Origin of the sequence: Rosenbergiella sp. YN46, assembly GCF_036620675.1 — a bacterium.
GTDB lineage: Bacteria > Pseudomonadota > Gammaproteobacteria > Enterobacterales > Enterobacteriaceae > Jejubacter.
The window spans coordinates 26,379-46,602 of the sequence record NZ_JAZHEE010000012.1 but is presented as its reverse complement, the minus strand read 5'-3'; the positions used below and the strand labels follow the sequence as shown (position 1 = coordinate 46,602).

Annotated in this window: 18 protein-coding genes; 8 read left to right on the top strand and 10 right to left on the bottom strand. The window is 57.9% G+C overall.

Going from position 1 to position 20,224, the window contains the following annotated elements:
- Positions 1 to 109: 109 nt before the first annotated feature.
- Positions 110 to 994: a cytidine deaminase gene (gene cdd / locus V3W49_RS11135; protein WP_500145470.1), complete on the top strand. Its 885-nt coding sequence runs from the start codon at positions 110 to 112 to the stop codon at positions 992 to 994.
- 111 nt (positions 995 to 1,105) lie between these two features.
- Positions 1,106 to 1,825: an outer membrane permeability protein SanA gene (gene sanA, locus V3W49_RS11130; RefSeq protein WP_500145468.1), complete on the top strand. Its 720-nt coding sequence runs from the start codon at positions 1,106 to 1,108 to the stop codon at positions 1,823 to 1,825.
- Here the strand turns inward: sanA and yeiB are convergent.
- Both yeiB and folE read right to left on the bottom strand, forming a co-directional pair.
- Positions 1,822 to 2,973, bottom strand: a complete 1,152-nt coding sequence (gene yeiB / locus V3W49_RS11125; RefSeq protein ID WP_500145466.1) for a DUF418 domain-containing protein YeiB — start codon at positions 2,971 to 2,973, stop codon at positions 1,822 to 1,824. The two genes, sanA and yeiB, sit on opposite strands and share 4 nt — an antisense overlap.
- Before the next feature lie 18 nt (positions 2,974 to 2,991).
- Positions 2,992 to 3,660 (bottom strand): GTP cyclohydrolase I FolE, encoded by a 669-nt coding sequence (gene folE, locus V3W49_RS11120; protein WP_500145465.1) that lies wholly within the window; start codon positions 3,658 to 3,660, stop codon positions 2,992 to 2,994.
- Between the two features lie 262 nt (positions 3,661 to 3,922).
- On the opposite strand from folE, the gene fghA reads away from it, so the two are divergent.
- Complete coding sequence (gene fghA / locus V3W49_RS11115; RefSeq protein WP_500145549.1) at positions 3,923 to 4,756, top strand: S-formylglutathione hydrolase; 834 nt, start codon at positions 3,923 to 3,925, stop codon at positions 4,754 to 4,756.
- On the opposite strand, the gene V3W49_RS11110 is transcribed toward fghA, so the two are convergent.
- From V3W49_RS11110 to yieE, 4 genes are all read right to left on the bottom strand, one after another.
- Complete coding sequence (locus tag V3W49_RS11110; RefSeq protein ID WP_500145463.1) at positions 4,749 to 5,684, bottom strand: EamA family transporter; 936 nt, start codon at positions 5,682 to 5,684, stop codon at positions 4,749 to 4,751. The genes fghA and V3W49_RS11110 overlap by 8 nt on opposite strands.
- 115 nt (positions 5,685 to 5,799) lie before the next feature.
- The gene (gene cirA, locus V3W49_RS11105) at positions 5,800 to 7,782 is read right to left on the bottom strand and encodes a catecholate siderophore receptor CirA (RefSeq protein WP_500145461.1); all 1,983 of its coding nucleotides are present in this window, start codon (positions 7,780 to 7,782) and stop codon (positions 5,800 to 5,802) included.
- Positions 7,783 to 8,109: 327 nt separating this feature from the next.
- The gene (locus tag V3W49_RS11100) at positions 8,110 to 9,579 is read right to left on the bottom strand and encodes an amino acid permease (protein WP_500145460.1); all 1,470 of its coding nucleotides are present in this window, start codon (positions 9,577 to 9,579) and stop codon (positions 8,110 to 8,112) included.
- Between the two features lie 138 nt (positions 9,580 to 9,717).
- Positions 9,718 to 10,587 (bottom strand): DNA-binding transcriptional regulator YeiE, encoded by an 870-nt coding sequence (yieE, locus tag V3W49_RS11095; RefSeq protein WP_500145459.1) that lies wholly within the window; start codon positions 10,585 to 10,587, stop codon positions 9,718 to 9,720.
- Positions 10,588 to 10,860: 273 nt separating this feature from the next.
- Between yieE and V3W49_RS11090 the strand changes: the two genes are divergently transcribed.
- Complete coding sequence (locus V3W49_RS11090) at positions 10,861 to 11,916, top strand: YeiH family putative sulfate export transporter (protein ID WP_500145457.1); 1,056 nt, start codon at positions 10,861 to 10,863, stop codon at positions 11,914 to 11,916.
- Between the two features lie 236 nt (positions 11,917 to 12,152).
- Positions 12,153 to 12,998 (top strand): deoxyribonuclease IV, encoded by an 846-nt coding sequence (gene nfo / locus V3W49_RS11085; protein WP_500145456.1) that lies wholly within the window; start codon positions 12,153 to 12,155, stop codon positions 12,996 to 12,998.
- 40 nt (positions 12,999 to 13,038) lie between these two features.
- Here the strand turns inward: nfo and fruK are convergent, their stop codons facing one another.
- Positions 13,039 to 13,980: a 1-phosphofructokinase gene (gene fruK, locus V3W49_RS11080; protein WP_500145455.1), complete on the bottom strand. Its 942-nt coding sequence runs from the start codon at positions 13,978 to 13,980 to the stop codon at positions 13,039 to 13,041.
- Positions 13,977 to 14,696, bottom strand: a complete 720-nt coding sequence (locus V3W49_RS11075) for an HPr family phosphocarrier protein (protein ID WP_500145454.1) — start codon at positions 14,694 to 14,696, stop codon at positions 13,977 to 13,979. The genes fruK and V3W49_RS11075 overlap by 4 nt, the downstream gene beginning before the upstream one ends.
- Positions 14,697 to 15,109: 413 nt before the next feature.
- On the opposite strand from V3W49_RS11075, the gene setB reads away from it, so the two are divergent.
- Positions 15,110 to 16,291, top strand: coding sequence for a sugar efflux transporter SetB (gene setB, locus V3W49_RS11070; protein WP_500145452.1), 1,182 nt, complete (start codon positions 15,110 to 15,112; stop codon positions 16,289 to 16,291).
- On the opposite strand, the gene V3W49_RS11065 is transcribed toward setB, so the two are convergent.
- On the bottom strand, positions 16,288 to 16,542 hold the full coding sequence (locus V3W49_RS11065; RefSeq protein WP_500145450.1) for a YkgJ family cysteine cluster protein: 255 nt from the start codon (positions 16,540 to 16,542) through the stop codon (positions 16,288 to 16,290). The two genes, setB and V3W49_RS11065, sit on opposite strands and share 4 nt — an antisense overlap.
- A 150-nt stretch (positions 16,543 to 16,692) precedes the next feature.
- Here V3W49_RS11065 and yeiP point away from each other — a divergent pair, with 150 nt between their 5' ends.
- Positions 16,693 to 17,265, top strand: a complete 573-nt coding sequence (gene yeiP, locus V3W49_RS11060; protein WP_500145449.1) for an elongation factor P-like protein YeiP — start codon at positions 16,693 to 16,695, stop codon at positions 17,263 to 17,265.
- A gap of 52 nt (positions 17,266 to 17,317) precedes the next feature.
- On the opposite strand, the gene uxuA is transcribed toward yeiP, so the two are convergent.
- A complete protein-coding gene (gene uxuA / locus V3W49_RS11055) occupies positions 17,318 to 18,508 on the bottom strand; it encodes a mannonate dehydratase (protein WP_500145448.1) in 1,191 nt (396 codons plus the stop codon).
- 199 nt (positions 18,509 to 18,707) lie between these two features.
- On the opposite strand from uxuA, the gene V3W49_RS11050 reads away from it, so the two are divergent.
- Entirely contained in the window at positions 18,708 to 20,174 is a 1,467-nt protein-coding gene (locus tag V3W49_RS11050; RefSeq protein ID WP_500145446.1) for a mannitol dehydrogenase family protein, read from the top strand.
- Positions 20,175 to 20,224: the final 50 nt, after the last annotated feature.

Sequence of the window (20,224 nt, the reverse complement as noted above, 5' to 3'; positions counted from 1 at the left end):
AGTTGAAGTTAATTTTCATTTGTTACATTAATAATTAGATTATGATCACATATAGCTTTCCAACAGCGCCGTACACTACGGTTCCATTAAGCTGATTCGGAATCCTTTCATGCATTCACGTTTCCAGGTCGCCCTCGACCAGACTCCAACGCAACTGCACGCCGCGCTGGCACCGCTCGTCGCCGATGACCACTTCCCCGCTATGTTCAGCGCAGCGGAGGTCGAAACCCTGAAGCGCCACAGCGGACTGGACGATGACGCGCTGGCCTTTGCGCTGCTACCGCTGGCCGCCGCCTGCGCCCGTACCGCGATTTCACGCTTTAACGTCGGCGCCGTAGCCCGGGGCGAAAGCGGCAATCTTTATCTTGGCGCTAATATGGAGTTTCCCGGCACCACCATGCAGCAGACCCTGCATGCCGAGCAGAGCTCCATCGCCCACGCCTGGATGCGCGGCGAGCGTCGCCTGATGGCCATCACCGTCAACTACACCCCCTGCGGCCACTGCCGTCAGTTTATGAATGAGCTGAACAGCGGCACCGATCTGCATATTCACCTACCGGGTCGCCCGTTTGCCACCCTGGGCGACTACCTGCCAGACGCCTTCGGGCCCCGGGATCTGAATATTGCCACCTTGATGATGGACGAAGAAGATCACGGCTATCCGCTGGAAGGCGATGCCCTGAGCCGGGCCGCTATCGCCGCCGCTAACCGCAGCCATGCTCCATACAGCCAGTCACCCTCCGGCGTGGCGCTGGAGATGCGAGACGGCACGCTGTTTACCGGCAGCTATGCGGAAAACGCCGCCTATAATCCTTCGCTGCCGCCGCTTCAGGCCGCGTTAAATCTGATGTACCTGTGCGGCTATCAGCCACAGGATTTGCTGCGCGCCATACTGGCTGAACGACCGGACGGCACCCTGACCCAATGGGAAACCACCGTTGCGCTGCTGCGCACCATGGAGTGCCGCAGCCTCGATCGTGCTTTGCTGGTCTGAGCGATAACTGGCTGAAAATTAGCGCAACCGGATTCGCCCGTGTTGCGCCGCTTCCACGGATACAGTAGCCTTGGATAACCTTTTGATTCCCGATACCGAGCCCGCAAGTCCATGTTGAAGCGCCTGTTATACAGCCTGCTGGTCATTATCGGCTTACTGCTGTTGTCCGTTTTCGCGCTGGACCGCTGGATGAGCTGGAAAACCGCCCCCTGGGTTTATGACGAAATCCAGGATCTGCCCCGCCGCCAGGTCGGCGTAGTGTTGGGCACCGCCAAGTATTACCGCACCGGGGTGATTAATCAGTATTACCGCTACCGCATTCAGGGGGCAATTAATGCCTGGAACAGCGGTAAGGTCGATTATCTGCTGCTGAGTGGCGACAACGCCCAACAAAGCTATAACGAACCGCGCACCATGCGGCGCGATCTGATCGCCGCTGGCGTCGATCCTTCAGCTATCGTGCTGGACTACGCCGGTTTTCGCACCCTGGACTCCATCGTACGCACCCGTAAAGTGTTCGATACCAACGATTTCATCATTATCACCCAGCGTTTTCACTGCGAACGCGCGCTGTTTATCGCCTGGCATATGGGCATTCAGGCCCAGTGTTACGCGGTTCCTTCCCCCAAGAACATGTTGACGGTGCGCATCCGCGAATTCGGCGCCCGCCTGAGCGCACTGGCCGATCTCTACATCTTTAAACGCGAACCGCGCTTCCTGGGGCCGCTGGTGCCGATTCCGGCCACCCACGAGATAGCCACCGACGCCCAGAATTATCCGGCTGTCACCCCTGAACAGTTGGTCGAACTGGAAAAGAAACTGAAACGTTAGGCCGTTTGATTGTTGGTGCCAGCCGCCCGGGCGGTGAGCTGGCGCCACAACCACTCCACCGGCCCCTGGCGGAAGCGGCGCAGCCACAGTAGCGAGAACAGCAGATTGACTGCCCATACTCCCGGCACAAAAGCCAGCAGTTGTAGCCGGCTGAACTGCATAAACAGCCCGAAGCGATAAAACAGCGTGGTGCAGATCAGGGTCTGCAGCAGATAGTTGGTGAGCGCCATGCGGCCTACGCAGACCACCGCCACCGTCAGACGAAAACGGGCCAGGCGCGGCCAGTAGCCGAACGCCAGCGCGGCATAGCCAATGGTCTGAAACGGCGCCCCCAGTTCACGCGGCGCCTGAAGGATAAAAGCGCACCAGCGATAATCCCACCCCAGGCGCCACTGGGCAGCGATAGCGGGAAGGTTAATCGCCATGCCCAGGGCTATCAGCAGCCAACCGCTGCGCCGGTAGTGATCCAGACTGAAACGCCCGGCCAGCCAACCGCTGCGCATCAGCGCGGCACCCAGCAGCATCATACCTGCCAGCTGCCAGCCGTACTGTACCCCCAGCGCCAGCAGACTGTCGCTTAGCGCCCCCAGCCGCTCGTGGATAGCCTCGCCGCCCTGAGCCAGTTTCCACAGCCGTTCGTACTGAAGCGCCGCGGTATCAGGTACCCAGCTGCGGCTGAAGCCATTACCCTGAATGCCACCCAGCACCAGCAACACCACCACGCCAATCAGGTAAAGCAGCACGCCGGTATTGAACAGCTGACGAACGCCATAAGCGTCGCGCACCATACGCCAGCAAATCAGCCCCACCAGGCCGTAAGACAGCAGAATATCGCCGTCCCACAGCAGCGCAGCGTGCAGAAAGCCCAGCAGCACCAGTAAACTGAGGCGCGCCTGGATCCAGCGTTTGCCACGTGCCAGCAGCATCTGCAATCCGGCGCCGAACAGCAGCGCGAAAAGGGTCAGGAATTTGACCTGGGCGAAAAGATCCAGCAACGCCCATGTCCAGGCGTCGCTAAGCGAGATATGGCCAGCCCAGGCGGGATTCAGCCAGGCCGCCCTCGGCAAACCGAAGGCGTTGATATTCAGAAGCAGGATGCCGAGAATGGCAACGCCGCGAATAAAATCCAGCGTGACATTTCTCTCCATTTTCTCCTGCCCGAATGATTAGCTATGGTGACGGACGGCGCGCAGGAACTCCTGGCGCGTATTCTGGCTCGATTTAAACAGACCGCCCAGCGAAGTGGTGGTGGTGGCGCTGGTCACGTCACGAATACCGCGCGCCTTCACACAATAATGGACTGCATCAATGGATACCGCCACATTGTTGGTGCCCAGAAGGGTTTGCAGAGCCACCAGGATCTGCTGGGTCAGGCGCTCCTGAACCTGCGGACGGCTGGAAAAGAACTGCACGATGCGGTTGATTTTCGACAGGCCAATCACCGTATCTTTGGGAATATAGGCGACGGTCGCCTTGCCATCGATGGTCACAAAGTGGTGTTCGCAGGTGCTGGTCAGCGTGATATCACGCACCGTCACCATCTCGTCCACTTTCATCTTATTTTCAATCAGGGTGATCTTCGGGAAATTCGCATAGTCGAGGCCGGAAAAGATCTCATCCACATACATTTTGGCGATGCGATGCGGCGTCTCCATCAGACTGTCATCGCTGAGATCCAGGTTGAGCAGTTGCATAATCTCCGTCATATGACCAGCGATACGACTTTTACGGGTTTCGTTATCCAGCTCGTGCACCGGCGGACGCAGCGGAGTTTCAAGCCCGCGAGCGACCAGCGCCTCATGAACAAGGGCGGCTTCTTTACTGAGTGACGGCATTTATTTTTCTCCTGCAGGTGTGGCTAATCTCCGCCTCATGGGACGGAGCGTGCGCTCATTGTGCGGTAGCAGGCGCACAGAATCCAGCGGCTAGCCCGATAATGGCTGAAATAGTTGCTGCCTTTCAACCCCGGGCGTAACGAGGGAATGATGCGCCATTCCCGACAGCGGGTGAAGTGAAACTTCCTCAGTCGTCGTGAAATTATTGCCCAACGGCTGCTATGATGAAAGCCACGTGTGCGAGACAACATGGAGTGACATGATGGAAAAAATCGAAGAGCATCGCTGTTTTGGCGGGCTAATGCAGCGCTGGCGCCACGATTCGACGACGCTGGGCTGTCCCATGACCTTCAGCCTGTTCCAGCCCCCTGCGCGCGAAAATGCGCCACCGCTGCTGTGGTGGCTCTCCGGTCTGACCTGCAACGATGAAAACTTTACCACCAAAGCAGGCGCTCAGCGGATGGCCGCGGAACTGGGGATTGCGCTGATCGCGCCGGACACCAGCCCGCGCGGAGACGCTATCGCCGATGACGCCGCATATGATCTGGGCCAGGGCGCCGGTTTCTACCTGAACGCCAGCGAGCACCCCTGGGCCAGCCACTATCGGATGTACGATTATCTGTGCGATGAACTGCCCGCCCTGTTGGATAGCCACTTTGCGTTTTCTGGCAAGCAGGCCATTGCCGGTCATTCGATGGGCGGCCACGGTGCGCTGATAATGGCACTGAAAAATCCGGGGCGTTTCTGCTCGGTGTCCGCTTTCGCCCCCATCGTCAATCCGTGCCGGGTACCCTGGGGACAAAAGGCATTCAGCGCTTATCTGGGCCCCGACGAGGCCGCCTGGCGTGAATGGGACAGCTGCGAACTGCTGGCTGGCGCACCTGAAGCGGCGCAACTACCGATGCTGGTCGACCAGGGTGATGCCGATCCCTTCCTGGCGGAACAGCTACAGCCCGCCCGACTGGCCGAAGCGGCCCGCTGCCGCGACTGGCCGCTGGAGCTGCGCATCCAGCACGGGTACGACCACAGCTACTACTTTATCGCCAGCTTTATTGAAGAGCATCTGCGTTTTCACGCGGGGTATCTGTTTAAGTAACATCTCCGGCCCCGCTCTCGCGCGGGGCATAACGCCCCTGCCTGCGGCGCGAATCCAGCGCTATCAGCATCACCGAGGAAACAATAAGCAGCGTCCCCACCCAGTCCGGAATAGTGAAAACCACGTGAAGCAACAGCAGTGACAGCAGCGCGCTGCTGAGCGGTTCGGCGCAGCTCAGAATGCTGGCCCGCGGCCCGCCGATAACCTGCGCCCCTTTCAGATAGAGGCTAAAGGTGATCGCGGTACCGACGACTACCAGATAGAAGAAAGCCATTAATACGCGGCCATCGCCCGCGATCTGCACCGGCTGGCGCACGTAGAACGGCACCAGCATCAATCCACCCAGTAGCATGCTCCACCCGACGATCGGTAGCGTGCCGTAACGGGCGATAAGACCCGACGAATAAGTAGTGTAAAAGGCAGCGGCAAAGGCCGAGATAATCCCCCACAGCAGCGCCGCGCCGGAAATGCTGAGCGAGGTGGGATTGCCGTGGGTGACCAACAGGAAGGTTCCCGCCAGCGACGTTATGATGGCAACCAGCACAAACGGGCCCGGCCAGCTTTTCCTGGCCAGCGCAAACCAGGCAACGATAATCGAAGGCGCAAGGAATTGCAGCACCGTCGCCGTAGCGGCGTTGGATTTTTCAATGGTCACCAGGAACGAAAGCTGCACCAGCAGCGCGCCGAACAGAGTAAAGAACAGCAGCCGGTAGCGATCCGCGCGGTCGGTAAAAATGCGGAAAATGCGTTCGCCCTGCATAAACGCCAGCATCAGCAGGATCAAGCCGGAAAACAGCAGTCTGACCATGGTCAGCCACTGAGCTGACACCCGGCTGCTCTCCATTATATATTGCGCGCACACTCCGGAACTGCCCCAGAGTACGGCGGCGAAGAGTACGCAGATAATCCCTTTTTTGGTCTGGCCCATGGTTGCTCCGCAGGCAGGAAAAGATGTCGGGCATGATAGCGGTAAAGCGGTTTGTTTTTAAGGTTCATCGCGCAAGAAAGGCCATGTCGCCTGAAGACATGGCCAGTCGGAAGGATCAGAAGCGGTAGTCCGCCGCCAGGAAGTAACGGCGGCCATCCTCGTTATAGCTGTAGTCGTCGCGATTCAGCGCTTTATCGCCCAGATTGAGCACCCCGCCGCGCAGCTTCAGGTTGGCTGTCGCCTGCCAGGCAGCGCCGATATTCCAGACCGTGTAGCCGCCGGGCGTCGGATTGCCGCTGGTGATAGTACGGCGCTCGCCGGTGTAGTCGGTCTGAATGTAGAACGACCAGTCATCGACCGGCAGCCAGTCCAGGGTCGCATGAGCGGTATGGAATGGCAGCTCTTCCAGCGGCTTGTTGCCGCCGTCGCTCAGATTGCGGCCATCGGTATAGGTGTAGTTAAGCGTCAGCTTCCACTGTTCACTGAACGGTACTTTCAGCTCCGTTTCTACGCCGCGGATCCGCGCCCGATCCACATTGTAATAGCGGAATGCGGGCTTGCCGTCGATCATACCGACGTAGTTAGGCCAGCTCGGCGCCAGTGCGGCATTTGAGGTACGGCTGATATTGATCATATTGTCGATATCATTCTGGTAAGCGGTGACGCTGGCGGTCACCCCTTCCAGCCAGCCCTCTTCGCCCGCGTAGTAAAGCCCCAGTTCAAAGCTTTCACTGGTTTCCGGCTTCAGATCCGCGCTTCCTACCACCTTACAGGAGCCGCGACAGGAATTACTCTGCCAGTTCGGGCTAAGCTGTAGCAGGGACGGCGCCTTAAAGGCGGTGGCCCAGCCCCCTTTCACCGTCATGCTGTCCGTCGCATTCCACACCAGATAGGCTCGCGGACTCCAGCGATCGCCGTAGGTTTCATGATCGTCCATACGCAGACCGGTGGTCAGGGCCAGCGGTTCGAACAAACGCCATTCATCTTCGATAAACAGCGCATACTGGCTTGCAGAAGTGCTGCTACCGCCGCCGCCGGTCAAATTCACCGAATCGCTCAGCTTATCGTGGCGCCATTCGCCGCCCATAGTGAGTATATGGTTAAACTCAGTGAGCGGCAGCACCAGCTTACCGTCCAGGGTATTATTGCGCGACACGATGGGCGCGCTGTTGCCGGAATTCAGGTTTTCCAGACGGTCGCCATAGAAGCGCAGCTCGGTGTTGCCGTAATCCCAGCGGCCACGGTGCGCCAGCGAGTAGTTCTGGCGCTCCATGCGGTTTTTATCCAGCGAGTCCGAGGCGCGATCCTGGCGATCGAATCCGTAACCGAAATCGATATCCTGGTTATCCGTGGGAGTCAGCGCGAATTCAACGTTAGCGCTACGGGTGGTATAACCCTCAATGCGCGGCGATTCCCCGGTACTGCTGGTAGCAGAGCGCTGCTGCTTATCTTTTTCACGCTTGCCGAGGCTACTCCAGAACTTCACCCCAAGCAGGTCATCAATAACAGGCCCGGTAACGAACAGGCTACCGTCATAGCTATCGCCAAGATCGCGATTTTCCTGAACCGTGGTATCCAGGCTAAGGCTGCCGTGCCAGGCTCGCCCGACTTTACGGGTGATGATATTGATGACGCCACCGAGGGCGTCTGATCCATACAGCGATGACATCGGGCCGCGCACCACTTCGATACGTTCAATGGCGTCCACCGGGATCCAGTTCAGGTCAAAATCATTGTGGCGGAATGCCGCATTGCGGGAATTAACGCGCTTGCCGTCGATCAGAATCAGGGTATAGCTGCTGTCGAGGCCGCGAATACTGACACCCTGGCGGTTATCCCCTTCATTGGTCAGTTGAATCCCCGGCACCTCCTTCAGGACATCCTTCAGGTTCTGCACCGGCCGGCGCTTAAGATCTTCACCGCTAATCACGCTGATGCTGGCGGGCGCGTCTTTCAGGTTTTGCTCTACCCCAGCGGCCGTCACCACCATCACATCTTCTTCCTTCCGCTCCGCGTCGGTTTCAGCCCAGGCGGGCAGCATCAGCGCGGCGGCGGACAGGCACACGCCTCCCCGCACCACAGGATTTAACCTAAACATTCTTTTCTCCATGAGGTAAATAACGCAAATCAATCAAATTTGCTCACACAGCAAAGTCATCAGAGTCGATGACGGCGGTCATCATACTGGCCTCCGAACGGGTATTTTCCCGTTATTCAGCGCCGCCCTTGACCGTGATTCCCCAGAACGATCAATGACTTTAAGCCAGCCAAACACGCTTTTTTACAATTTTTGCAAAAGATAAAGCAAATGATAATTGTTATCAATATCTTTATTAAATAAATGGAGAATATAGAAATGTGACAGATCAGGAACAGTAGGAAAGGATAAAAAACGGGGCGCCAAAGCGCCCCATAGACAGGAAAATTACTTCTTCAGATGCTCCGGGAACTCCATCTCGCTGTAGCGAACGAAGTGGGTGCCTCTGAACAGCTTATAGCCGAACCAGATAGCCAGGAACAGCGGAATACCAATGTAGGTGGCGGTGACCCCCACCCAGTCGATGCGATCCTGCAGGAAGGCTTCATAGTTCTGACCCAGGGTGATGATAAGGCACAGAACAAAAGCGAAGATCGGCCCCAGCGGGAAGAAGCCAGAACGATACGGCAGCTCATTAATATCATGGCCCTGCATCACATAACCACGGCGGAAGCGGTAGTGACTGATAGCGATCCCAAGCCAGGCGATAAAACCGGTCATCCCGGAGGTGTTGAGCAGCCACAGGTACACGGTCTGGTTACCAAACATCGAGGTCAGGAAGCACAGCCCGGCCACCACGGTGGTGGCGTACAGGGCGTTACGCGGCACTCCGCCCTTCGACAGCTTCGAGAACACCTTCGGTGCCTTTCCATCGCAGGCCAGGGTATACAGCATACGGGTAGAAGCATACATACCGGAGTTACCGGCAGAAAGTACGGCGGTCAGAATAACCGCATTCATTACCGCCGCCGCGGAAAGCAGGCCGGCATGTTCAAACACCAGCGTGAAGGGGCTGACGCTGACGTCGGTCACGTCGTTACGCAGCAGGCTCGGATCGGTGTATGGAATGATCAGGCTGATAATCAGAATAGCGAACACGTAGAACAGCAGAATTCGCCAGAACACCTGGCGTACCGCACGAGGGATATTTTTCGCCGGGTCGGCGGATTCACCGGCGGCGATCCCGATAAGCTCGGTGCCCTGGAACGAGAAACCGACGATCATCGCCACCCCAATCATGGCTGCGAAGCCGCCCGCAAAGGGAGCGTCTCCGGTGCTCCAGTTAGCCCACCCTGCGGGATGCGCACCTTTGAAGATGCCCAAAATCATTAACAGGCCGGTAGCGATAAAGATGATAACGGTCGTCACCTTGATAAGCGAAAACCAGTATTCCGCTTCACCGAAGCCTTTTACCGAAATGTAGTTGAGCAGGAACATTATGCCCAGAAACAGGGCGCTCCAGATCCAGCCAGGGGTATCCGGGAACCAGTAAGTCATCACCAGTTGCGCCGCTACCAGATCGACAGCGATAGTCACCGCCCAGTTGTACCAGTAGTTCCAGCCCAGCGCGAAGCCAAAGCCCTCTTCCACGTACATCTGCCCATAGGTCGAAAAGGAACCGGAAACCGGCATATAAGCTGCCAGTTCGCCAAGGCTGGTCATCAGGAAGTAGACCATCAGGCCAATCAGCATATAGGAGAGCAGCGCGCCACCCGGGCCTGCCTGAGAAATTGTCGCGCCGGAGGCCACAAACAGCCCTGTGCCAATCGAACCGCCAATGGCTATCATCGTCAAATGGCGCGCTTTCAGTTCGCGCCGTAGCCCAGTCGGCTGTGTGCTGTTATCTTCAGAAACCATAAGAAAATTGTTGCTTATTCAAATAATGAGGCGCGATTGTAGCAGAAGTTGCCAAAAGCGCCCGACGCAATTCACCGGTTATAAGATCGCTTCATGACAGCCGAAGAATTATAAGTAAAGCAAAGAATAGCGCATCGGCTATAGCGGCTCGCAGTAGCGCAAAAAGCGCTGCAGCGCGCTGGAGATATGCTTCTGGCGGTGGTGAATACGGTAGAGCGTACGCACCAGATTAGGTAGCGGTACCTCCAGCGCCACCAGGCTGCCGTTATCAAGCTGCTCTTCAATAACCCGTCGCGACAGGCAACTCACCCCCAAACCGTTACGCACCGCATGCTTGATAGCCTCGGAATTACCCAGCTCCATGCCGGGTCGAAAGTGCGGCAGATGGGAAAGCAGCAGATAATCAACAATCTCACGGGTGCCGGACCCCTGTTCACGCAGAATCCACGGCGCGGTGGCCAGCTGCTCCAGAGTAACCGGCTCCCGGGCCAGCGGCGAAGTCGGCGCGGCAAAAACCACCAGCTCATCGTCAAGCCAGGGATCGGTGACGATATCCGCCCTATGGCAGGGCCCTTCGATCAGGCCGATATCTACCCGGAAGTCGGCCACTGCGTTAATCACATCCTGACTGTTGCCAATGCTGATATCCAGCGGCAGCTCGGGGAAGTCGCGGCGATAGCGGGCGACGACCTCCGGCAGAATATAGTTGCCGATAGTGCTACTGGCGCCGACGCGGATAGCCCCGACATCGTTACGAAACAGTTGCTCAATCTCCCCGGCCTGCTCCAGCAGCCCCACAGCCCGGGGATAGAGCAAACGTCCATGCTCGTTTACCACCAGCCGTTTACCGACCCGATCGAACAGCTGAACACCAAGCTGCCCTTCCAGATCGGCCAGGGCGGCGCTGACCGCTGACTGGGACAGAGAGAGCACCTGGGAGGCCTGAGTGGTGGAACCGCTCTTCAGGACTTCGGCAAAGACCTCAAGCTGACGCAGTGTGATATGCATAGAATCCCCATGATATGGGCCAGTCCGACCCGTAATGCTCTAAATAATTTGAATTGCAGGACATCGCTGCCACAGGCAGATATGTCCGTGCTTCAGCACGGCCCTATGGTGCGAGGCCCATGAACGGGCCGAATGGCTAAGTACCGCTAACCTATCTACAGCCTGAAGCATGACGAGCGTTACTACTTATTCAGATTGATTATAAAGATATAATCAATTTTATCTTTATACCAGCCGGGCTTAAGCTTCTCCCCATCATTCGGGAGGAGATTTATGACAACGTCTACGTTATCCGCGCCACACCGTCGTACCCTGTGGCACTTCGCGCCAGGCCTGCTGCTGAGCGCGCTGATTGCCGCTATCGCCCTGTGGGGCGGCAATCAGCCCCTGGTGGCAGGCGCCGGATTCAGCGCCCTGACGCTGGCCATTTTGCTCGGTATGGTGGTGGGTAATACCCTTTACCCTAAAGTATGGCGTCAGTGTGACGCAGGAGTGCTTTTTTCTAAGCAGCATCTGCTGCGACTGGGGATTATTCTCTACGGCTTTCGCCTGACCTTTGCGCAAATTGCCGATGTCGGCGCCAGCGGCATCGTTATCGATATTCTGACCCTTTCCAGCACCTTTGGGCTGGCCTGTCTGCTGGGCCAGCGCCTGTTCGGTCTTGATCGTCAGACCAGCTGGCTGATTGGCGCCGGCAGCAGCATCTGCGGCGCGGCGGCGGTACTGGCATCAGAGCCAGTGGCCAGGGCGGAGGCCAGTAAGGTCACCGTGGCGGTAGCAACCGTGGTGATATTTGGTACCCTCGCCATCTTTATTTACCCGGCGCTGTGGCCGTTGCTCAGCCACTGGTTTACCCCGGAAACCTTCGGTATCTATACAGGCTCAACGGTACACGAAGTAGCTCAGGTGGTGGCCGCAGGGCACGCCGTCAGCCCGGAAACCGAAAACAGCGCGGTCATCGCCAAAATGCTGCGGGTGATGATGCTGGCCCCCTTCCTCTTGCTGCTGGCGGCGCGAGTGAAGCAACTGGCCCCTACCGGTCAACAGGAAAAGAGTAAAATCACCATTCCCTGGTTCGCGGTGCTGTTTATTGTGGTGGCAGTGTTTAACTCCTTTCACCTGCTGCCGGATACGCTGGTACAGGAGATAGTCGCACTGGATACCGCGCTGCTGGCCATGGCCATGGCGGCTCTGGGTCTGACTACCCACGTCAGCGCCCTGAAAAAAGCCGGGCTGCGGCCGATGCTGTTAGCGCTCATCCTGTTTATCTGGCTGATTGTCGGCGGTGGCACCATTAATCTGGCGGTGCAACATCTGTTCTCATCGTGATTGATACCCGAATTAGTTCGGATTGCATCAAAGCGGCAACCGAGCGACAAACCGGTTTGAACAACGTGTACGCCGGCCCGCAGGCTCATCCCCCCGGGAGCATCGCCATACCAGGGGCCGGGGCGAGCAAAGACCGCCAACAAAGAGGCAGCCCGAAGTATAAAGGGGATAAGATTTTTGCCGGTCGAACCGCTATTATAGGCACTTCCCTGCGGGACGACCGGAGAACAACGATAATGAAGTATATTGGAGCGCACGTCAGCGCGGCTGGCGGCCTGGAGAACGCCGTTATCCGCGCCGCAGAGCTGGAAGCCACCGCTTTCGCCCTGTTTACCAAAAATCAGCGCCAGTGGCGGGCTGCGCCGCTCAGCGAAGAGACCATCGAAAATTTTAAGGCGGCCTGTAAAAAGTACCATTTTGGCCCAGGCCAGATCCTGCCCCATGACAGCTACCTGATTAATCTGGGCCACCCGGTTCAGGAGGCGCTGGAAAAATCGCGTACTGCCTTTATCGACGAAATGCAGCGCTGCCAGCAACTGGGGCTTTCGCTGCTTAACTTCCACCCCGGTAGCCACCTTAAACAGATTTCCGAATCCGAATGCCTGGCGCGCATCGCCGACTCCATCAATATTGCGCTGGAGCAGAGCGAAGGGGTGACGGCGGTCGTTGAGAACACCGCCGGTCAGGGCAGTAACCTGGGATTCCGCTTCGAACAGCTGGCGGAAATTATCGAAGGCGTCGAGGATAAGTCGCGGGTAGGGGTCTGCATTGATACCTGCCACGCATTCGCGGCCGGCTACGACCTGCGCACCGAAGAAGCCTGTCGCGAAACCTTTGCCGATTTCGAACGAACGGTCGGCTTTCACTATCTGCGGGGCATGCATCTGAACGACGCGAAAAGCGAATTCGCCAGCCGGGTGGATCGCCACCACAGCCTGGGCGAAGGCAATATCGGCCATACAGCCTTTCGCTGGATAATGCGCGATCCGCGCTTCGACGGCATTCCGCTGATACTGGAAACCATTAATCCGGATATCTGGGATAAAGAGATTGCCTGGCTGCGCGCCCAGCAGAACGACTAATCGCCGCACATCGCGGGGCCGACAGCCGGCCCCGCGTCATTCAGCCATTAAACGGTTTTAATTCCACCTTCGCCATCATGGCGGCCAGCCGGGAACGATCGCTGACGCCTACATTGCTCTGGCTCACCGCCAGTGCCGCCACCGCCGTCGCCAGACGCAGGGTATGTTCGCTACTTTCGCGCATCAGCAGCCCATAGATCAGGCCGCCGACCATGGAATCACCGGCGCCGACGGTGCTGATCACGTCGCAGGCAGGTGGACGGGCTATCCAGGCGCCGGAGGCATTGACCCACAGCGCCCCTTCGGCGCCAAGAGAAATCACCACATGGGCAATGCCCTGTTCGCGCAGCTGATGGGCTGCTTCAACGACATCCTGCATGCCCTCCAGCGGGCGACCGGCCCAGATCTCCAGTTCACGACGATTAGGTTTCACCAGCCAGGGCGCCGCTTTAAGACCGGCCTTCAGCGCTTCGCGGCTGCTGTCGAAGATAATGCACGGACACTGGCGGCGCAGGCGTACCATCCAGTCGGTAAAGTCGTCGGGCTGTACACCCACCGGCAAACTACCGCTGACGCACACCATGTCAAACTGGCCCAGCCAGCTCAGGGAATCGGTAACAAAACGCTCCCAGTCCGGGCGGGTCACTTCAAAACCGGAAAAGTTGAGATCGGTCACTTCGCCATCTTTTTCGGTCATCTTCACATTGATGCGGGTTCGCCCCTGCACCACCTGAAAGCGGTTGGCGATACCCAGTTCGCTGAACAGGTGCTGGAAGCCTTCCTGATTCTCTTTCCCCAGAAAGCCGCCGACGGTCACGTCGATGCCCAGATCCTTCAGCACCTTAGCGACGTTAATGCCCTTTCCTGCAGCGTGCAGACCGGTGGTGCGCACCAGGTTCACTTCGCCGCGCTCAATCTCTTCACAAAAACCCACCAGGTCATAGGCCGGATTAAGGGTAATAGTGGCAACGCGTCTGGTCATGCCACATCCTCCCCCAGGCCACTGGCGATGCCTTCACCGATCGCTTTCAGCATGGGTGAGGCATCCTCGCCACAGGCGGTAAAACGCAGACGGTGTCCCTTTTTCGCGCCCAGCGCGACTATCTTCATCAGGCTGCGGCCGCTGGCCGCCCTGCCCGTTCCGTCGAGGTTTATCACGGTAATGTCACTCTTAAACTGTTTGATAATATTGACCAGTACGGCGCCCGGACGGGCATGAATACCGTATTCGTTGCGTATCACAAAATCTGCTATCTGCGGCGTGGGTTCACTGGCAGTTTCATCCCGGGTCAGCAGCCTCAGCAGCGTCGCGACGTTAGCGTTTAGCAGACGTTCACCCTCTCCCTGGCTGAGCAGCGCGCTCAGACGCCCCAGAATTTGCAGCGCTTTATCATCCGCCACCGACGTGGTGATTAGCAACGCGACCGGGAGCCCGTCTGCCAGGAATGGCGTTCTGGGGCGGCTGATGGCGACAGCGCTGATGAGATTACCGTGCAGGCTGTCGTTCAGCCAGACCCCCTGCCCCAGATGATTAGGGCACTGTTCACTGGCGCTATGCGCGAAAGCATCGTTAATCGCGCCTCTGGCCTTCAGCATCCCGATATTCAGGGCCTGAAGCACCGCCAGATCGCGGGCTTCCGCATCCAGTATCAGGGTACCGGCATCAAAAATTAACTGGCTGTGCGGCCCCTTTTCCATCAGCGCTCCGCCGGTCCAATGGAAAGAGTCTGGCGCCCCGCGTGCGGCATAGCGACTCCCGTCATAAATTGAAACGTTTCAGCTATCGGACCATAAAAAACGACGCCATGCAACTTTTCGCCGCAGGATATAGGCGCTGAAACGTTTCAAAAAATCCCGCAATAGTGTCCGTCATTCACCGAATTCAGGCAAGTTCCTGGCTGATTCCGGCCACAGAAGTTTGATTTTCAGCACAGTTTCAGCCGATATCAGCCCCCGGTGCGGCGCCAAAAAACCGCTCATCACTCACCGCCCTGCTTACAAAGATGGAATAGCGTTTTGATTTTCGATGCCGATTTTGATTTTAGTGACTGTTTATTTATCTTCAGGCCCGTTACACTGCGCGCGTTAATTCATCAACTCAAACATTTTCCATGCAACCTGACTCTACCCTGCCTCGTTCAGGCCCCGTGAACCTGACGTCGGCGGCGTTCCTGATCGTCGCGTTTCTGACCGGTATTGCCGGCGCGCTCCAGACGCCTACCCTGAGCCTGTTCCTGAGCGAAGAGGTACACGCCCGTCCGGCCATGGTGGGACTGTTCTTTACCGGCAGCGCGGTTATCGGCATCCTGGTCAGTCAGTTTCTGGCCAGCCATTCTGACAGGCGAGGCGATCGCAAAAGCCTGATCCTGGTCTGCTGCCTGCTGGGGGCGCTGGCCTGCGTACTGTTCGCCTGGAACCGTAACTACTTTATTCTGTTATTTATTGGCGTCTTTCTGAGTAGCTTTGGTTCTACGGCGAACCCGCAGATGTTCGCCCTGGCCCGGGAGCACGCAGATCGTACCGGGCGCGAAGCGGTCATGTTCAGCTCTATCCTGCGCGCCCAGGTGTCACTGGCCTGGGTGGTGGGGCCGCCACTGGCCTATGCGCTGGCCCTGGGTTTTGGTTTTCAGGCGATGTATCTGAGTGCCGCAGCGGCCTTTATCGTGTGCGGGCTCATCGTCTGGTTCTGGCTGCCGTCGATGCGTAAGGATCCCGCCGCCGGGGCGGGCCGCCTGGAAGCACCGCACAGTAATCGCCACGATGCCCTGCTGCTGTTCATCGCCTGTACCATGATGTGGGGCAGCAACAGTCTCTACATCATTAATATGCCGCTCTACATCATCCACGAGCTTAAACTGCCGGAAAAACTGGCCGGGCTGATGATGGGCACCGCTGCCGGGCTGGAGATTCCCACCATGCTTATTGCCGGCTATTACGCCCGGCGCTTCGGCAAACGCTTTCTGATACGGGTGGCGATGGTCGGCGGGATGCTGTTCTATATCGGTATGCTGACGCTGCACAGCCCGATGCTGCTGCTGGCGCTACAGCTGATGAATGCCGTCTATATCGGGATACTGGCGGGCATCGGCATGCTCTATTTCCAGGACCTGATGCCAGGCCAGGCGGGCGCCGCCACCACGCTGTACACCAACACCACCCGCGTTGGCTGGATTATCGCCGGTGGGCTTGCAGGTATAGCGGCAGAGCTCTGGAGCTATCATTCGGTATTCTGGCTGGCGCTGGGAATGATTGCCGTCGCCGTCTGGTGCTTACTGCGCATTCGCGACGTTTAGGGTGCCGTCGCTTCCTCAAGATGGATAAGATACGCCAGCGCCTGCTCCCGGCTGGTGCCGCACATCGCGGCGTGCGGACTCAGGCTGGCGCAAACGGCAGGGCGCAGTGGCGAGCCGAAAAGCTTACAGCGCTGACGCTCGTCGAGCTGCACGCAGGGCACGCCCGCAGGCTTGCCTTCAGGCATACCGGGGATCGGACTGGATATTGAAGGGGCGGTGCAGCAGGCACCGCAGTCAGGGCGACAGTCCATCTGAAGGCTCCGGCCGGAAAAACCGCTACTCTAACAGCCCATTTCCCCCACAGCCACCCTCTTTACCTACAGAGAATTTTCTTGCCTGAACGCGGTGCCGCGAGTACCTTGTCGCCATATTTTTATCGCGTTATCGATCAGGATTGATGTATGGCAAGAGCTAACGAAATCAAGCGCGGCATGGCCGTCAACTACAATGGCAAGCTGCTGCTGGTGAAAGATATCGATATCCAGGCCCCGAGCGCCCGCGGCGCGGCCACGCTCTATAAGATGCGCTTTTCGGATGTCCGCACCGGTCTCAAGGTGGAAGAGCGCTTTAAGGGTGACGATATTCTGGACACCATCATACTCAGCCGCCGCCCGGTTAATTTTTCATACGTCGACGGCAACGAATACGTCTTTATGGATGACGAAGACTACACCCCCTACTCCTTTAACCAGGAGCAGATTGCCGACGAGCTGCAGTTTATTCCCGAAGGCGGTATTCCCGGTATGCAGGTTCTGACCTGGGACGGCCAGGTACTGGCGCTGGAGCTGCCCCAGACGGTGGATCTGGAAATTACCGAAACCGCACCGGGCATTAAGGGCGCTTCCGCCAGCGCCCGTACCAAACCGGCCACCCTCTCAACCGGCCTGACGATTCAGGTGCCGGAATATCTGGTGACTGGTGAGAAAATCCGTATTCACGTGGCCGAGCGCCGCTATATGGGACGCGCCGAGTAATCGGCCATAAAGAAACGGGAGGCCAGGGCCTCCCGTTTCTTTTGATAACCGATTACAGCAGTTCAGGGAACAGCAGCTTTTTCAGCGCCAGCTCAACGCCGCGCACTTCCGCCAGCCCCTTCAGACGCCCGATGGCGGAATAGCCCGGGTTGGTCTTTTTATGCAGATCGTCCAGCATCTGATGGCCGTGATCCGGACGCATCGGGATCGGACGCAGGTCACCTGCCGCCTTACGTCGCGACTCTTCGCTCAGAATCGCCTTCACTACCGCGACCATATCCACATCTCCCTGCAGATGCGCCCCTTCGTGGAAGGTTTTCGGATTCTGTTCCCGGCAGGTGGCGCGCAGATGGGTAAAGTGAATGCGATCGCCGAAGGTTTCGATCATATTCACCAGATCGTTATCGGCGCGCACGCCGTAAGAGCCGGTACACATCGTGAAGCCGTTATAGATACTGTCTACGGTCTGTTTCATCCACTGCATGTCTTCAATGGTAGAGACAATACGCGGCAGACCCAGGATCGGGCGCGGCGGATCGTCCGGGTGAATCGCCAGGCGCACGCCAGACTCTTCTGCCACCGGTACCACCGCTTTCAGGAAATAAGCCATGTTTTCGCGCAGCTTCGCTTTATCGATGCCGTCGTATTCCGCCAGACGAGCTCGGAACTGATCGAGGGTATAACCCTCTTCAGCCCCGGGCAGACCGGCGATGATATTCCGGGTCAGCTTATCAATATCAGCTTCGCTCATAGCGGCGAAGTACTCCGCCGCCTGGGCGCGCTCCTGGTCGGTATAGTCGGCTTCGGCCCCCTGACGCTTGAGGATATGCAGTTCAAACGCCGCAAAGGCAATCTGATCGAAACGCAGCGCCTTTGAACCATCCGGCAGAGTCCAGGCCAGATCGGTACGGGTCCAGTCCAGAATCGGCATAAAGTTGTAGCAAACGGTATCAATGCCGCATTCGGCCAGGTTACGCACGCTCTGCTGCCAGGCTGCGATATACCGATCGTAGTCGCCGCTATGGGTCTTGATATCTTCATGGATCGGAATGCTTTCGACCACCGACCAGGTGAGCCCTTTTTCCGCCAGCAGCCGCTGACGCTCGCGGATCTCTTCAACCGGCCAGACCTGGCCGTTGGGAATATGATGCAGCGCAGTGACCACCCCAGTCGCGCCCGCTTGCCGAACATCATCAAGGGTAACCGGGTCATTAGGCCCATACCAACGCCAGGTTTGTTCCATCGCCATCTCCTCGCAAAAGATGTTATACCAATCAGTTAATGCAGTTACCCTACATGCCCTGCAAATTCCGTCAATATTATCCGCAGTATTGGTTGATCTACTTCACATTCCCCCGATAAATAAGGCACACCAATTTCATTTGTTGTCATATAACTTTACACTGGCAATGTTAATCAATGGTTATCGGGAATAACATTTCATGAACACTATCGCCAGCGCCGCGCTGCCGTCCGGCGTTCGTCTGCCGGGCTATGACCGCACACAGCTTAAAAGCCGCATCGTTCACCTGGGATTTGGCGCCTTTCACCGCGCCCATCAGGCGTTGCTGACTGACCGGGTTCAAAACCTGCTGGGCGGCGACTGGGGCATTTGCGAAATCAGCCTGTTCAGCGGCGACAAACTGATGAGCGCGCTGCGCGCTCAGGATCACCTTTATACCGTGCTGGAAAAAGGCCCGCAGGGTAGTGAAGCTATCGTAGTCGGCGCCGTTAACGAATGCCTGAATGCCCGGCTCGATGGTCTGCCCGCCATTATTGAAAAATTCTGCGAGCCTCAGGTCGCCATTGTGTCGCTCACCATCACCGAAAAGGGTTACTGCATCGATCCGGCCAGCGGCCAGCTCGATGTGAATAATGAGCGAATTCGTCACGATCTCGAGCATCCGGATCGGCCCCATTCCGCGCCGGGCATTCTGGTGGAGGCCCTGGCTCGCCGCCGGGAGCGTGGCCTGGCGCCTTTTACCGTACTTTCCTGCGATAACATTCCCGACAATGGTCATACGGTGCGCAATGCCGTGCTGGGCCTGGCGCAACAGCGCGACAAAGCCCTGACGGACTGGATCCGCGATAACGTGACCTTCCCCTCTACCATGGTAGACCGTATCGTACCCGCCGCCACGGAGTCATCACTGCAAGAAATAGCCGATACGCTGGGGGTGGAAGATCCCTGCGGCATCTGCGCCGAGCCGTGGATTCAGTGGGTGATTGAGGATAACTTCGTCGCCGGACGCCCGGCCTGGGAGCAGGTGGGCGTACAAATGGTTCAGGATGTCCTGCCCTGGGAAGAGATGAAACTGCGCATGCTTAACGGCAGTCACTCATTTCTTGCCTGGCTGGGCTATCTGGCGGGCTTTAATACCATTGCCGACTGCATGGCCGACGCCGATTTCCAAACCGCCGCCCGGCGCCTGATGCTACAGGAACAGGCGCCCACGCTGAATATTCACAACGTCGATCTGAACGATTACGCCAGCGGCCTGATCGCGCGCTTCAGTAATCCCGCGCTACCGCACCGCACCTGGCAGATCGCCATGGACGGCAGTCAGAAACTGCCGCAGCGGATGCTGAACGGTATTCGCTGGCATCTGGCTAACGATAGCGACTGGCCGTTACTGGCGCTGGGCGTGGCGGGCTGGATGCGCTACGTCAGCGGCGTGGACGATCGCGGCGAGTCGATCGACATCCGCGATCCGCTGCGGGAAAAAATCACCGTCCGGGTGGCGCAAAGCAGCGAGCAGGAACGCGTTAGCGCACTGCTGACGCTCAAAGAGATCTTCGGCGACGACCTGCCGGCCAATCCCGCCTTTGTCGACGCCGTGGAGCAAGCCTGGCATCTGCTGTGCCGTAAGGGCGCGCGCGGCGCCGTAGCCGCGACACTTGCCGGTTAACCCTTCAGGGCGACGGCAAACGCCTGGCCGCGCCCTTCTCTTTTCGTTTT

Bases quoted from the DNA above. Each gene is read 5' to 3' on its own strand.
- fruK (WP_500145455.1), bottom strand. From the start codon at position 13,980: ATGACCAGACGCGTTGCCACTATTACCCTTAATCCGGCCTATGACCTG.
- yeiB (WP_500145466.1), bottom strand. From the start codon at position 2,973: ATGGAGAGAAATGTCACGCTGGATTTTATTCGCGGCGTTGCCATTCTC.
- yeiP (WP_500145449.1), top strand. From the start codon at position 16,693: ATGGCAAGAGCTAACGAAATCAAGCGCGGCATGGCCGTCAACTACAAT.
- V3W49_RS11110 (WP_500145463.1), bottom strand. From the start codon at position 5,684: ATGGGCCAGACCAAAAAAGGGATTATCTGCGTACTCTTCGCCGCCGTA.
- yieE (WP_500145459.1), bottom strand. From the start codon at position 10,587: ATGCATATCACACTGCGTCAGCTTGAGGTCTTTGCCGAAGTCCTGAAG.
- nfo (WP_500145456.1), top strand. From the start codon at position 12,153: ATGAAGTATATTGGAGCGCACGTCAGCGCGGCTGGCGGCCTGGAGAAC.
- sanA (WP_500145468.1), top strand. From the start codon at position 1,106: ATGTTGAAGCGCCTGTTATACAGCCTGCTGGTCATTATCGGCTTACTG.
- uxuA (WP_500145448.1), bottom strand. From the start codon at position 18,508: ATGGAACAAACCTGGCGTTGGTATGGGCCTAATGACCCGGTTACCCTT.
- cdd (WP_500145470.1), top strand. From the start codon at position 110: ATGCATTCACGTTTCCAGGTCGCCCTCGACCAGACTCCAACGCAACTG.
- setB (WP_500145452.1), top strand. From the start codon at position 15,110: ATGCAACCTGACTCTACCCTGCCTCGTTCAGGCCCCGTGAACCTGACG.
- fghA (WP_500145549.1), top strand. From the start codon at position 3,923: ATGGAAAAAATCGAAGAGCATCGCTGTTTTGGCGGGCTAATGCAGCGC.
- V3W49_RS11090 (WP_500145457.1), top strand. From the start codon at position 10,861: ATGACAACGTCTACGTTATCCGCGCCACACCGTCGTACCCTGTGGCAC.
- V3W49_RS11075 (WP_500145454.1), bottom strand. From the start codon at position 14,696: ATGGAAAAGGGGCCGCACAGCCAGTTAATTTTTGATGCCGGTACCCTG.
- V3W49_RS11050 (WP_500145446.1), top strand. From the start codon at position 18,708: ATGAACACTATCGCCAGCGCCGCGCTGCCGTCCGGCGTTCGTCTGCCG.
- V3W49_RS11065 (WP_500145450.1), bottom strand. From the start codon at position 16,542: ATGGACTGTCGCCCTGACTGCGGTGCCTGCTGCACCGCCCCTTCAATA.
- folE (WP_500145465.1), bottom strand. From the start codon at position 3,660: ATGCCGTCACTCAGTAAAGAAGCCGCCCTTGTTCATGAGGCGCTGGTC.
- V3W49_RS11100 (WP_500145460.1), bottom strand. From the start codon at position 9,579: ATGGTTTCTGAAGATAACAGCACACAGCCGACTGGGCTACGGCGCGAA.
- cirA (WP_500145461.1), bottom strand. From the start codon at position 7,782: ATGTTTAGGTTAAATCCTGTGGTGCGGGGAGGCGTGTGCCTGTCCGCC.